General features: G+C 47.7%; 13 protein-coding genes. 10 read left to right on the top strand and 3 right to left on the bottom strand.

Features of this window, described 5'->3' with window-relative positions:
* Positions 1–74 precede the first annotated feature (74 nt).
* Positions 75–1328, bottom strand: a complete 1254-nt coding sequence (locus M3630_RS22135; protein ID WP_251253543.1) for an MFS transporter — start codon at positions 1326–1328, stop codon at positions 75–77.
* A 220-nt stretch (positions 1329–1548) separates the two neighbouring features.
* Positions 1549–2043, bottom strand: a complete 495-nt coding sequence (locus M3630_RS22130; RefSeq protein ID WP_251253542.1) for a DinB family protein — start codon at positions 2041–2043, stop codon at positions 1549–1551.
* Between the two features lie 211 nt (positions 2044–2254).
* Between M3630_RS22130 and M3630_RS22125 the strand changes: the two genes are divergently transcribed.
* From M3630_RS22125 to M3630_RS22080, 10 genes are all read left to right on the top strand, one after another.
* The gene (locus tag M3630_RS22125) at positions 2255–3220 is read left to right on the top strand and encodes a PfkB family carbohydrate kinase (protein WP_251253541.1); all 966 of its coding nucleotides are present in this window, start codon (positions 2255–2257) and stop codon (positions 3218–3220) included.
* A 12-nt stretch (positions 3221–3232) separates the two neighbouring features.
* Positions 3233–4126 carry an AEC family transporter gene (locus tag M3630_RS22120; protein ID WP_173610125.1) on the top strand — a complete coding sequence of 298 codons (894 nt, stop codon included), beginning with the start codon at positions 3233–3235 and terminating at the stop codon, positions 4124–4126.
* A 29-nt stretch (positions 4127–4155) separates the two neighbouring features.
* On the top strand, positions 4156–4929 hold the full coding sequence (locus M3630_RS22115; protein ID WP_251253540.1) for a GNAT family N-acetyltransferase: 774 nt from the start codon (positions 4156–4158) through the stop codon (positions 4927–4929).
* Between the two features lie 135 nt (positions 4930–5064).
* Positions 5065–6048, top strand: a complete 984-nt coding sequence (locus M3630_RS22110) for a helix-turn-helix domain-containing protein (protein WP_251253539.1) — start codon at positions 5065–5067, stop codon at positions 6046–6048.
* A 142-nt stretch (positions 6049–6190) separates the two neighbouring features.
* Positions 6191–6466 carry a DUF2277 domain-containing protein gene (locus tag M3630_RS22105; RefSeq protein WP_232773539.1) on the top strand — a complete coding sequence of 92 codons (276 nt, stop codon included), beginning with the start codon at positions 6191–6193 and terminating at the stop codon, positions 6464–6466.
* 182 nt (positions 6467–6648) lie between these two features.
* Positions 6649–6978, top strand: coding sequence for a cupin domain-containing protein (locus M3630_RS22100; protein ID WP_251253538.1), 330 nt, complete (start codon positions 6649–6651; stop codon positions 6976–6978).
* A 196-nt stretch (positions 6979–7174) separates the two neighbouring features.
* Positions 7175–7867: an FHA domain-containing protein gene (locus M3630_RS22095; protein WP_232773540.1), complete on the top strand. Its 693-nt coding sequence runs from the start codon at positions 7175–7177 to the stop codon at positions 7865–7867.
* A 169-nt stretch (positions 7868–8036) separates the two neighbouring features.
* A complete protein-coding gene (locus M3630_RS22090; protein WP_251253537.1) occupies positions 8037–10088 on the top strand; it encodes a penicillin-binding transpeptidase domain-containing protein in 2052 nt (683 codons plus the stop codon).
* Positions 10089–10099: 11 nt separating this feature from the next.
* Complete coding sequence (locus M3630_RS22085) at positions 10100–12109, top strand: peptidoglycan D,D-transpeptidase FtsI family protein (RefSeq protein ID WP_237899179.1); 2010 nt, start codon at positions 10100–10102, stop codon at positions 12107–12109.
* 100 nt (positions 12110–12209) lie between these two features.
* On the top strand, positions 12210–12506 hold the full coding sequence (locus M3630_RS22080; protein WP_173610134.1) for a hypothetical protein: 297 nt from the start codon (positions 12210–12212) through the stop codon (positions 12504–12506).
* Positions 12507–12555: 49 nt separating this feature from the next.
* Here M3630_RS22080 and M3630_RS22075 read toward each other — a convergent pair whose 3' ends face one another.
* Complete coding sequence (locus M3630_RS22075) at positions 12556–13434, bottom strand: proline iminopeptidase-family hydrolase (RefSeq protein ID WP_251253536.1); 879 nt, start codon at positions 13432–13434, stop codon at positions 12556–12558.
* Positions 13435–13563: the final 129 nt, after the last annotated feature.

Raw genomic sequence — 13563 nt, 5'->3', positions numbered from 1 at the left:
GCAGGCAGCGGTAGTCTAGGATGTACTTTCAGTTCCATAGCTACCGCTGTCTTTTTAGAGGAAAGCTGACAGACTTAGTGCTTCACAGTGCCTTGGTCAGTCACAACATCGGTGGTGTCTACCTGCTGCATCAGCATACGCATGGAAAAGACGATTCCTAGTGTGGCCGTTACCAGAAGACCTGCCAATACAAGGTAACCGACTGATGCGCCTGTTGAATCTAACATGAGCGTAAATAGAGCGAGCAATAACAGTCGCATGCATGTACCAATCGACCGAAAAAAGCTCAGGACCCTGCCCATAAAACGATTGGGTAGCAGTTCCATATAGATGGTCTGTCGGATCAGTCTGGTTGATACATTGCACCAGCCCATAAACGCAGAGAGCAACACAAAAACCGAGCCCATTGGGATCACAACGGTCATTACAAGAGCAATCGCCATCAAGATGAAGTTCCCTACCATATAAGGAAAAGCACCGATTTTTCCACGAAACCAGGTAAGAAGAAATCCCGCCAGCACTGCACCGATGGAATACGTAACCTCTCCCATGGAATAGATCGCCACATCCTCCCCCAAAACTTGGCTAACAAAGATAGGGTTAAGCAGGTTCGTCAGCATAACGGCGAGGAATGGTATCAGCGCAGCAATTCCGAATACGATAAACCCTCGTTTTTCTTTGATATAGACCCAGCTTTGCTGAAATTGTGACAGCCAGGATGTTCGGAGGTATTTTTCTACTTGTTTTTCTTGTGTAAACACATAGTCGATTCCGGTTAAGGAGAGAAAAGCGATCAGATAGGTCAAAGTGTTAAGGATCAGCACGATATGTAATCCGTATTTCCCCAATAGAAAACCTGCGAAAGCTCCTGCGAGGACCAAAGCGGTCTGGTTTTGAATTTCCATGGTAGAATTGATCACATTGTAATCCTTTTGCTCAAAGGTTTCCTGTATGAAGGCTGACTGTGTAGGTTCGTGAATCTGAAACATGAACATCGACGCCAAAAAAACGAGAACCATCATCCACTCTTGATAAGTCCCCCAAAATCCCCAAGCTGTTACAAGAGCGAGGACCGAGAAGCCTCCTAGCTGTTCCAGCTGTAGAATAGTCTTGCGGGAAAAGCGGTCAATCAATGTACCAAAATAAGGTCCGAGGAGCAGTGTCATTATCGAGGAGAGAAGCATGGTGGAACCAAGTAGGCTGGCTGAGCCTGTGGATTCTACCAAATACCAAGATATCCCGATCATGGTCATCCCCTGGCCAAAGCCTGAAAACAAATTGGAAAGAAACAGCTTGCGAAAATTGCGAATGCGAAAAATCTCGTTCACTCTCGTCACTCCCTTTTCGTTAATAGGGCAGATGAGCAGCCCTATTACAAACATAAAGGAGCCTGATTATTCACGAGGGTCGCCCTTCATCAATAATCAGGCTCCGGGAAGTTCCGAGAGCTCTTTTATGAAATCTTATACCATAAATCGTATCACTTTTTTCTTAAGTCAGCAAGATGGAGAACAAGCGTTACTTATTCAAGATACCCAAATATTCCCGTCATGGTCCAACATCATCCGTGTATCTTTTGGCCATGACCCGTACGATTTGCGCCGTGTGCGTTAAATCGTGAACGACCCACGTAGAGAGCAATTCCCGTACTTTTACGACGCCAAAAGCAGGATGGAGTCCGGTTAATTCCAGATGCTTTTCCGGTTCCACGAGTGTTCGCAGCTTGGCGATATTTTGGGCACGAAGCGTTTTGAATTCCAGCAGCTTTTGTTCGAACGGTCTAACCGAGTTGTCCTGTAAGTGAGCGTACCGATCAAAGGGAGGAAACGGTTTACTCTCTCCCTCTTGCAGAATGATTTCCAGACGTGGGAGCCAATTCGTTTTCTCAGCTTCAATAAGGTGCTCGATCACTTCGGTGGCATTCCAGGTGTCGTCGCCTTCGTTGTGCAGCAACCACCCATCCGATAAGCCCGTTAACAAGGATTCCAATGCTTGTGGTGTACGCGCTAGAACCTCAATCGCTTCATCCAGATTAAAATTCATGGTACGACTCCTTTCGGTAGGGAATCCGGAGTTATTCGCCTTTCACCAATGTTATCCCTTCCTAATGGCTAGAGATCACAGATCATGTCTGGATCGTCAGCCATTTTTTGCTCTTCGGAATCGACAATCAACATACAGCCGCTGGCTTTCATTGGCAAAAAAAAGAACCTGTGACATACTGGAGCTATCACGGTCATCGGAGGAAATCAACATGATAGATGTGGTTGCATGTGGTGAGCTATTGATTGATTTTACACCTGTACAGCAGAAGGAAAAGCCGGGCAGCATTGCATTTGAGCAAAACCCTGGAGGAGCGCCTGCCAATGTGCTTGCCGCCCTGTCGCGCTTTGGGAAGCGGACTACCTTTATCGGTGCGGTGGGAAACGATATGTTTGGGCGTTTTTTGCAGCAAACCTTGATCAGACAGAATATTGGCACAGAAGGACTTGTATTCACGGAGGAAGCACCTACAACGTTGGCTTTTGTCCATCTCGATGAGACAGGCGATCGTGCTTTTCACTTTTACCGCAATCCGGGTGCAGACATTATGCTACGGGAGCAGGACGTGAACGAGGCGCTGATTGCACAGGCAGCGATTTTTCATTTCGGTACGCTGTCCTTGACGCATGAGCCAGCCCGATCAGCAACCTGGACAGCCGTCCAGTACGCGAAAAAGCATCAGCGGCTCCTTTCATTTGACCCGAATATTCGAGCGTCCTTATGGGGGGATCTGGAGGAAGCAAAGGCTATGGCCCTTAAAGGAATGACGCAGGCCGATATCGTCAAGCTGTCCGAAGAAGAGCTGGCTTTTCTCATTGGGAGCGAGGATGTCGTGGAAGCGACAGCGTGGATGCTTGCGCAATATGAGCTGCAGGCTGTTTTTGTCACCTTGGGGGAAAAAGGGTGTTTTTACCGCACACGAAATCAGTTCGGTACAGTCGGTGGATTTCCAGTAACCGCGATTGATACGACTGGCGCGGGAGATGCGTTTGTGGGCGCGCTGCTGTATCAGCTTCTTAAGGTGGGGGAAAGTATGCTGGATATCTCACAAGCCACGTTAGAGGACATGATGCGTTTTGCGAATGCCGCAGGTGCACTCGCGACAACAAGATCTGGTGCCATTCCCGCCATGCCTACACTGTCTGAGGTCAAAAGCTTCATGGAAGCAGCACGGTAGGAGGGAAGAGTCATGATTTTTGTGGAGGTCATCCTGCCTGTCCTGCTCATTTTTCTCAGCGGCTACATTTTGCAGCGCATTTTCAAAATGGATTTGAAGCCGATTTCTTCCCTGGCTATTTACATCTTGTCGACGGCGCTCGTCTTTCGTACCTTTTACAAAACACAGCTCGACTTGCAATTATTTTATATCGTGGTGATTTCTCTGCTTTTGCTGGCAGCTCTCGTTGTGATCACGCAGTTGACGGCACGCATGTTCAAATACGACAAGCAACAGGAAAGCGCACTGATGCTCGCGACCGCCTTCATGAACAGTGGCAACTACGGGACGCCGATTATCTTGTTTGCCTTTGGAGACGCTGGCTTTACGTATGCGGTGCAAATCATGGTTTTCCACTCGATCATGATGGGCGTATTCGGCGTGTATTTTGCCTCCCGAGGCGGGAATGGGATGGGGACGGCCATCAAGGCGATTTTCAAGCAGCCATCGAATTACGCAGTGGTTCTCGCGATTTTGCTGCAACAGCTGCAAATCGTCATCCCGCAAAGCTACTACCAGGCAATTGATCTCGTTGCACAGGCGGCGATTCCAGTCGTGATGCTCATCTTGGGCATGCAGCTCGCCAATGTATCTACCAAAGCGCTAGAGTGGCAGGGACTCAGTGCTGCGAGTGTCATTCGACTCGTGGCGTCACCACTTTTGGCGTACCTCATCTGTCTGTTATTCCCGATTGATCCGCTGCTGCAAAAGGTGCTGGTCGTTCTGGCAGCCATGCCTTCTGCAGCAACGACTGCGATCTATGCGATCCAATTCAACATGCGACCACAATTCGTCTCCAGCAGCGTGTTGGTTACGACGGTGATCAGTATAGGTACATTAACGTTTTTGCTGAACATTTTGCACTAGTCCTGATGTAGACAAGGGAGGAAGAAAACTTGAACAAGGCAGAAGTATTGCGGCTTTTTGACAAGGAGATGAGGGTGAAAATCACCTATCCGCCACTCCGGCGGGAGGAGACAGAGCACCTCGTTCGCCACGTCTCACCCACCTCGGATGATTCAGGAGTCGTTTTGTATTCTAGGCTGTCTGAAGAAAATGCAGAGGAAGTTATCAAGCAGGAACTTGAATATTTCTCAAGTCTTCAGCAATCCTTTGAGTGGAAGCTGTTTGACTATGACCAACCCGTTAATTTGCTTGAGAGGCTGAAAGGTCATGGTTTTACGGTTGATGAGGAGGAAGCGACGCTTGTGTTGGAGGTGGCCCAGGCAAAGGAGTTGCGAAGCCTTGTCATTCCGCCAGAGATACGGCAAATCACAGACGCGGCGGGCATTGATGATATCATGCAGTTGAAGGAGCAGCTATGGGGGAGTGTGAGTGCTGAGCTTGCTGCGAGATTAAAACGGGATTTGGCGGAAGATCCTGAACACCTGCTCGTGTACGCTGCGTACAGTGGCGATCAGGCAGTGAGTGCAGCTTGGATGTACTTGCATGAGGATACGTCCTTTGGCAGTCTGTGGGGAGGCTCTACTTTGCCTGAATTTCGAAATAAAGGCTATTATACGGCTCTCGTGGCAGTGCGGGTACAAGCCGCACAGGAACGCGGGTATCCGTTATTGATGGTGGATGCGAGCCCGATGAGTCGACCGATCTTGGAGAAAAAAGGCTTTGAATTTCTCGCCTATTCTTATCCGTGCTTTTTTGAGTATTAATAGTATCGTGGAAAAGGAAGCTGCCCAATGCTATAGGGCAGCTTTTGTAGTTGCAGGGATGCGCCTGTGTAACTATTATGAGAATAAGAATCATTTGCGAAATTATCCTACATATGGTTAGGCAGGGAGAAGGTCATGGAGCAAGCATCTGTACATTCCATATATGATAGCTACATCAATGCATTGCCTTCTACGAAGAGTGATTGCATTGTGTCCGAAGCGAATCGGTATACACGGACGAATAATGACGGCTACTTTCGGAGAGTGATTCCCCGACCGGGATTGGAGCTGGTCGAATCCAACTATTCCCTCCAGGAAAACCGCGTCATGGATATACAGTCGCAGGCAGCCATGGTGGAGCTTAGCTTTTGTTTGGAGGGGAGCGGGGAGTTCGTCGTTTCGGGAAGTCAGCACGAGTTTTTGCCTGGGAGCTGTTCTCTTCAATTGATGAACGACTTTCATGCGCATTTTATGTACCGGGCGGATGGTTCTCATCAATCTGTCGGCATCGGTATATCCGTGGAGCAATTTAATGATTGGGTGGCCGAGAGCGATGTGGGAGCAGCCTATTCTTTTCAAGGGCTGCTAGGCAATCAAGCCTATCGTCTGTTTCGTATGCCGTTGCAACCATATATGGCTCGGATGCTCCAGCAGTTGAACGATTTTACATCCTCCCATCAGAAGCTGCGGAGATTGTATACAGAAAGCAAGATTCTTGAGATTGTGTCGTCGGCGCTGGATGCGTTTTTGTACGAACGGGAAGTAAATCGACCGAGATCACAGTTATCTCGGAGTGATCGGGAAAAGATACACAACGCTCGTGACATTTTACTCGAAAATATGGAGTCTCCCCCTTCTCTAATCGAATTGGCGCGTTTGGCGCAGCTCAATGAATACAAGCTGAAGATCGGCTTCAAAGAAGAGTTTGGGACAAGTGCATTTGCCTATTTGCGGGAAAGGCGTTTGGAAAAAGCGCTTGGCTTGCTGCGGGAGGGCGATCTGAATGTCAGTGAGGTTGCACTCATCGTCGGATTCTCCAACTTCAGTCATTTTTCCGAGGCGTTTCGCAAGCAGTATGGACTCAATCCTTCCGAAGTGAAGCGGGGGAGATTTAGTTAATTAGACGCTGCTTCCTGTGGATGAAAAGGTAACTCTTCTACCCTCCGTTTCCTCTCATCCACGACATTGTACAGCACAACCTAGCGATTCATCGATCACATATAGTAGAATGATACAAAAAAGGGAACAGAAGGTGTAAGCGATGTGCAGAAACATCAAAACCTTATTCAACTTCGACCCACCTGCGACAGAAGATGAGGTTCAAGCAGCAGCCCTGCAATTCGTGCGCAAACTCTCGGGCTTCAACACGCCTTCGAAGGCCAATGAAGAGGCTTTTAACCGCGCGGTCCAAGAGGTCTCCGTTGTTGCGAAAAACCTCCTGGATTCGCTCGTGACGAATGCAGAGCCACGCAATCGAGAAGTCGAGATCGAGCGTGCTCGCGCGAGAAACGCCAAACGGTTTGGCACGACAGAGTAGGAGACGATAAAGAGTAACAGACTATTTAACGGGCAGGCCTTCAAGGTGACTGCCTGTTTTTGTTTTCTGTATCAGAAATTTCAGTATCTTATCATCGTCTTATGAGATGATTTATCATTTCGCTACTATGTCTCTCTCCTGCGAATTATATTATCGTAGAAGGCAAAGGGGAGAGGATCATCATGGAAAAGGTGAACGTCGCACAACATTTATCACGCTTGCAAGATTCCTGGGGCTCTCTGGTTGTCGGAGAGATGAATGATACGTCTATTAAGCTAGAGAAGCTGCAAGGTGAGTATCCTTGGCAACAAAATGACCAGAAAGATGAACTGCTGTTTGTCGTCAAAGGCAGACTGCTGCTGATGTACCACGAGCGTAATATATGGGTGGAAGCCGGAGAGTTTATCATTGTGCCAAAGGGAGTTTCCTATAAACTGTTTATCCCGAACGGCGATTGTCATCTACTGGCGATTGAACCGAAAAAATTCGCTGCTCTCAAGCGCTGCTCCTAAGACGATCAACATAGAAAATCAAGCGCTATTCGTTTGTGGATAGCGATGATATAGAGCTGTCAATTGACCGGTCACTTTCGTTGGCTGGACAATTGGCGGCTTTTTTGCTATTAATATATGTTCAAAAAAGTGTTGACTTATACGTAATTTGTACTGTAATAAATACTGATAGCTCCAACTCTTTTCGAGGTGATGAATGTTGGACGACGGCATATATGTATTGATCAAAAAGGGAGACCCCGAACAGCTTCAAAAGCGTCAGTTTCTACATAAGGAAGAGTGTACGATTGGGAGACGGGGCAATCAATTACAACCAGACATTGCTTTTTCCAGTCCGTATATATCCAGAAGGCATGCAGTGATACGGAAAATCAATAACCAATATACGATTTCTGATTTGCAAAGCAAGCATGGGACAGAAGTGAACGGAATGCCGATACAGCAGGCACCCCATTTTCTTTATCATGGTGATCATATTACGCTGGCCAAAGGCGTGGTAGAAATGATATTTTTCGCAGAGGGTAGCGAGATGGATGTGACACGGGAGTTCTCATTCCCTTTGACGTATCCAAAAGAAACTACCTCTACTTCCGGCTTGGTCATCAATCTGGAACGCAGAGAAATCCGTCTCGATGGTGCGAGAATCCATTTGACCGGAAAAGATATGGACTTGCTCATGCTTTTGTACCAACGTGCGAATCAGGCGGTTAGCTATGAGGAAATCATGGTACTCGTCTGGCCGGAGCGGTTGCTGAATGCTGAGAGCAGTGTTCCCGATGTTGGACGAGCCGAGATCAACGCTCTCGTTTATCGCTTGCGTAAGCGGCTGGGCAGATATGGCGAGAATGTCACCACGATCCCGCGCTTTGGTTACATGTGGGAAGAATAGTAGGCAGTACGACAGACACAGGATAAATTTCCTGTGTTTTTTTGCATTTGATGTAACTATCTGACACTTATCATCGTACTATGAGAATAGTCTCATCATGTCATCATCTTTTTTCCATATATTATGGTATCCGACTGTAATATCGTGTGATAGGGAAGGTGAATGACTAGTGAAAAAGACATGGATAGTATTTTGGACGGTTTTTGTCGTTGTTCTTTCAGGTTTTTTCTATCTTTTCTGGGACTTTTGGAAGGACACTACGCAGTCGGAAGGCGAGAGAGCAAAGGCCGCATTCACCGCGTATACGACAAAATGGGGAGAACAGAAATTCTCTGACATGTACGAGCAGCTTTCTTTACATACAAAAAGGACCATTAATAAAGAAGAATTCGTTTCACGTTATCAAAACATTTACGGAGGAATCGAGGCCAAAGCGATTGTGGTCGAGCCGATGTACAATGGCGACGTTTTGCCAGGTGAGGATGGGCAGATCAACTTTCATTACCGGCTGACGATGGAAACTTTCATTGAACCGATTTCCTTTACGGGAAAAGCGACGCTAGTCAAAGAAACGCAGAACGACTTGGAGGATTGGTACATTCATTGGAATCCTTCTTTTATTTTTCCAGAAATGAAAGAAGGGGACAAAGTAAGAGCCAATACGGTGTATCCCAGACGAGGTGAAATCACGGATCGGGCAGGGCGGCCATTGGCAACAGAGCGTATCGTGGTAGATATCGGGATAAATCCGGGAGAATGGAGCCAGACGTCACAGACCGGGAAAATGGCGGTCAGCAAGCTTTTGCAAATTCCGTTGGATGACCTCACCTCGAAGGTACAAGCTACGACAAGCAAGTCGGCAAAGTTTATCCGGATCGCCACGCTGCCACAGGACGATGAACGCCTCAAACAATTAGAAAAAACAGAAGGGCTCAAATTGCACAAAAAGAAGGTCCGTTACTATCCCTATCAGGACGCGACGGCCCATCTGGTTGGCTATGTAGGAGCGATCAATCAGGAAGAGTACGAGAAGCGAAAGAATCAGGGCTATAAAACGTCCGATGTGATTGGAAAATCAGGACTGGAACAGATTTTTGAGGAGAAGCTAAGAGGGAGTACAGGTGGGCGCATTATCATCACGGATGCAGATGGAACGGAAAAAAAGACCGTGGCGGAACGCTTTGCCAAGCATGGACAGCCACTGGCATTAACCATAGATGCTGAAGTACAGAAAACGATTTACCAGGAGCTGAAAAACGAAGCAGGCACGGCTGCGGCCATCTCACCAAAGACCGGGGAAATACTGGCGCTCGTCAATTCTCCTTCCTTTGATCCGAATGCGTTTGTGCTTGGGATGTCGGCTACAGAGTGGAAGCAACTGAATGAAAACCCGCAAAAGCCGTTTCTCAATCGATTCGCGCGCGGGTTTGCGCCGGGCTCCACCTTCAAGCCGATTACGGCAGCGATTGGCCTTGAGTCGGGTGCAATTACCTCTGCGGACAGTATCCACGTCCGCGGACTGCATTGGCAAAAGGATGCGTCCTGGGGTGGATACGAGGTAACGCGGGTCAGCGATTACGGGGGACCTGTCAATTTGGAAAAAGCATTGGTGTACTCCGACAATATTTATTTCGCGAAAGCGGCGCTCTCCATGGGGGAGGGGCAATTCGTGAAAAAGAGCGAGCTGCTTGGATTCCATGAAGCTCTCCCGATTCCATATCCACTGGAAAAGTCGAAGCTGTATAACGATGGTTTCAAAAACGAGATTCAATTGGCAGACTCCGGTTACGGTCAGGGCGAGGTAACGATGACGCCGCTTCACCTCGCGTTGGTATACAGCGCTTTTGCAAATGACGGGAATATCGTTCATCCATCACTGTTGCAGGAAGACAAAAAAGACGGGTATTGGAAGACGAATGTCATACCTGCAGATGTGGCGAGTACGGTGAAGCAGCATTTGATACAGGTTATGGAAGATCCGCGCGGCACAGGACGAGGAGCACGCGTGCCTGGTATTCGCATGGCAGGCAAGACTGGAACTGCTGAGCTAAAGCAGAAAAAAGGCGAGCTTGGGCTGGAAAACGGTTGGTACGCCGTTTTTAATGTAGATGATCCGCGTTTGCTGGTTACCATGATGATAGAAGATGTTCGTGGTCGGGGTGGCAGTCATGTACTCGATGCACGTATCAAACGGATTTTCACGAAGGTACTGAAAAATTAGGGAGAGCAAGTATGAAGGAAGAAAAAAACGATCGTGTGAAACGGCTGCAAATCGTCTATATCGTCGTATTTCTGATGTTTGTGGTTATCATTTTGAGATTGGCGCAAATCCAAATCCAGCAAGGGAGCAGTTATGCAAATGAGCTGGCAGACAGATCGTATAAAAAAGATTACATTCCCGCTATGCGTGGAAACATTTATGACCGCAACGGATATGTCATTGCCGAAAGTCGGCCTTCCCATCTCGCCGTCTTCCGTGAACAAGAGATCATGGAGCAGAAAGCGTACGTTGACCTGGTGGAAAAGCTGGAGAAAATACTGAGCCTCGACAAGGCCACGCTGTTAAAAAAGATGGATGTCGGCTATGCCTACGAGAAAGGCAAGTATGTGGAAGCGGCGCGACAATTGCCGCGCTATTTGGAGAAAGAGCTGAAGGTGGATTTGACGAATAAAGAAATCGCGGTATTGGGTGAGCATCGCGGCGATTTGCCGGGGATTGAAGTCGTGACAAAACCGATCAGAAAATATGATCCGAAGCAAATCGCTGTACAGGCGGTTGGGTATGTCCGGCCCTTTCACATTGCTGAAAATGTGAAGCTCGCCTCCTACAAGGATGAGAGTACGCAGTATTTACCGAACCAGTTAGTCGGGCTGGATGGGATTGAATTGTCTTACGAAAAAGAGCTTCGCGGGAGTAACGGTTACCGGATGTATGAGGTCGCAGCAGATCAAACGGTAGTGAAGCAAGTGGAGGAAGTTCCATCTATTCCGGGCAATCATGTGTATCTCACCATTGATCAACGGGTACAGCTAGGTATCCGGGATTCGATCCGAGAGTTTCTTCCGAAGATGCGTGCAACCATCCCTGAGGCGAGGGGGGCAAAGGGAGCATACGTCGTGGCGGTCGAGGTTAAGACAGGCAAGGTCGTCGCGATGGTCAGCTATCCTGAATACGATCCAAACGTATGGATTGAGGGACCCGATCAAAAAATGTATGACCAGATCAAGCTGGCGGTGACGAATGGGACGATTCGGGAAGCACCTTACGACACGCGGCCATTAAATGGCGAGTCGGCGATCCAGGAGGGCTACAAGCACCCGGGCTCAATCGTGCCATCAGGGTCTGTCCTCAAGCCCATTACAGTTTTGCTCGGTTTGCAGGAAGGCATCATTACTCCCTCCGACCGTTGGAATGATGGAGGTGTGTATCACTATGGACGTGGTACAGATCGGATTAAGAACGACAATTCCAAAGCGCATGGCATCATTACCCCTCCGATTTCCCTGCAAAAATCATCGAATACGTACATGGCGAGAATTGGGGAGGAGCTGTCCCGTCGAAAAGGAAAAGAGTCAGCGTCTGTACTGCAATCGTACTATCATGCGTTCGGATTAGGCGTTCAGACTGGCGTGGATTTGCCGAATGAAAACAAAGGCAAAGAAGACTATTTGGTGATGGATGAAAACTACGGACCATTAGCCGCGATGGTGCAGGCTTCCTTTGGGCAACAAGTTCGGGCGACGACGATGCAATTGGCTCAGTATGCAGCGACACTTGCAAATAAAGGGGTACGTTTGCAGCCGCAGATGGTAGATAAGATTACAGATGCAAAAGGAAAACTGGTGAAAACGCACACGCCAAAAACGATGAGTACCTTTCCTCACTCAGATAAATATTGGGACATTTTGGAGCAAGGCATGGTGATGGTGGCGAAGCCAGGGGGAACAGCAGTCCGCGCGTATGCGGGAATGCCGTTTCAGGTAGCTGCAAAAACGGGTACATCTGAGCAAGACATTTATGTACCGGTAACGGTGACAGATGAGAAAACAGGACAGAAAAAGACAAAGTGGAAAATGCATGCCCGCATTACGAATGGTGTCAGCATTTCGTATGCGCCTGTCGACAATCCGGTCCTGGCAGTAGCCGTAATCGTTCCAGAGGGTGGTTATGGGGGAAGATCGGCTGCGATCATCTCACGTTCCGTGTACGATGTGTATGACAAGTATATTGGATTGAAATAACAGGATAGATAGGGAGAAAAATAGGCTGTTCGAAGTGATTCTGCCGAGGATCTACTTCGGACAGCTGCGTTTTTCCATTTGACAGACTAGGGGGATGATTATGGCCGGGGTGGAGATAAACGATTTATTAAGATTCGTTTTGATTACTTTTATCATAAGTTTAGCAGTTATTTCCGTTGCTTTGTTGCTTCAAAAGAAACAAGGTAATCTTGTCAATGGATTCACACTGAGCATGATTTCAGCAATTTCAGTAACCGTTTCTGGAACGAATCTTATGATGATGGGTTATATAGCTGATGAATTGAACCTAGGTGGAGACGCTATGTCTACCTATATGTTTTTAATCATTGTAGGGCTAAACATCCTTAATTTCCTTCTTTACTTAAAAAAAGAATGAGGGTTCGGAAAAACTCGCATCGTCGGCGATACGAAGTTTTTCCGTTTTTTTATTTTGTATCTGCTTTTTGCAAAAAACGGCGGATCACTTTCACGTATTCGTCTGTCTCTTCCAAATAGCCGACATGCGAGCTGTTTTCAAAGACATGGAGCTCGGCGTTTGGCACCAGAGACTGATAATAACCTGTCGATTCAGGTGTCGCTTCATCATAACGGCCGCAAACGAACAGGGAAGGGATGTTGATTTGATGCAGCTGGGGTGTGTAGTCGAATGTTTTCAGATTCCCTGTTGGACAAAACTCAGACGGTCCCCACATCGTCATGTACACTTCTTTGTTCGCTTTTGGACGGCTTTCTGTCATGACTGTTGGCATTGGATCAAGGCGGCACACATGGCGCTTGTAGTATTCCTTCATGGCATCCTGATATTCTTGTGAATCAGTTGTACCCTGCTCCTCGTGTGTGGCGATGGTTTGTTGCACATCCACTGGCAATTGCTCGATTAAACGATCTGCGTCCTGTTTCCAACGCTCTGCGCTCAGGCATGGGCTGGAGAAGATGATACTTTGTACCCCTTCCGGCTTGGCATCTACCAAATAAGCTGCTGCTAGCATCGTACCCCACGAATGCCCCAGAATGTGAACCTCTTTTAAGTCAAGGGCTTGTCTGATGCAAGCGAGCTCCTCCACAAAGCGTTCGGTTTTCCAAAGAGTCAGATCAGTCGGGCGATCGGAATTTCCTGAACCCAGCTGATCGTAGAAAATGACGGGTCTGTCGTTGCCTAAGACATGGAGCGTTGATTTGAGTGGATCATGCGTATTGCCAGGTCCGCCGTGAAGGACGATCAGAGGCGTTTTCTTCCCCTCGCCGACGCGACTGTACCATACTCTTCCACCAGGAACGTCAATATAGCCTTCTTGCATACTCATCGATAATGCCTCCACTTCAGGTTCAGACTGATTTTTCTTCCTTTCAATATAGCATATGGAATCGTTTTTACACTTTTTTTAGAATTGATTTAGAGCGTGTTTAGACCCTCTCTTTATCATCACGAGTAT

The sequence above is a fragment of the Brevibacillus sp. MER 51 genome (assembly GCF_023714195.1).
GTDB lineage: Bacteria > Bacillota > Bacilli > Brevibacillales > Brevibacillaceae > Brevibacillus.
Note: the sequence above shows the minus strand (reverse complement) of the source record. Positions and strands in the feature narration are given on the sequence as shown.

Bases quoted from the DNA above. Each gene is read 5' to 3' on its own strand.
- M3630_RS22130 (WP_251253542.1), bottom strand. From the start codon at position 2,043: ATGAATTTTAATCTGGATGAAGCGATTGAGGTTCTAGCGCGTACACCA.
- M3630_RS22125 (WP_251253541.1), top strand. From the start codon at position 2,255: ATGATAGATGTGGTTGCATGTGGTGAGCTATTGATTGATTTTACACCT.
- M3630_RS22120 (WP_173610125.1), top strand. From the start codon at position 3,233: ATGATTTTTGTGGAGGTCATCCTGCCTGTCCTGCTCATTTTTCTCAGC.
- M3630_RS22110 (WP_251253539.1), top strand. From the start codon at position 5,065: ATGGAGCAAGCATCTGTACATTCCATATATGATAGCTACATCAATGCA.
- M3630_RS22105 (WP_232773539.1), top strand. From the start codon at position 6,191: ATGTGCAGAAACATCAAAACCTTATTCAACTTCGACCCACCTGCGACA.
- M3630_RS22100 (WP_251253538.1), top strand. From the start codon at position 6,649: ATGGAAAAGGTGAACGTCGCACAACATTTATCACGCTTGCAAGATTCC.
- M3630_RS22095 (WP_232773540.1), top strand. From the start codon at position 7,175: ATGTTGGACGACGGCATATATGTATTGATCAAAAAGGGAGACCCCGAA.
- M3630_RS22085 (WP_237899179.1), top strand. From the start codon at position 10,100: ATGAAGGAAGAAAAAAACGATCGTGTGAAACGGCTGCAAATCGTCTAT.
- M3630_RS22080 (WP_173610134.1), top strand. From the start codon at position 12,210: ATGGCCGGGGTGGAGATAAACGATTTATTAAGATTCGTTTTGATTACT.
- M3630_RS22075 (WP_251253536.1), bottom strand. From the start codon at position 13,434: ATGAGTATGCAAGAAGGCTATATTGACGTTCCTGGTGGAAGAGTATGG.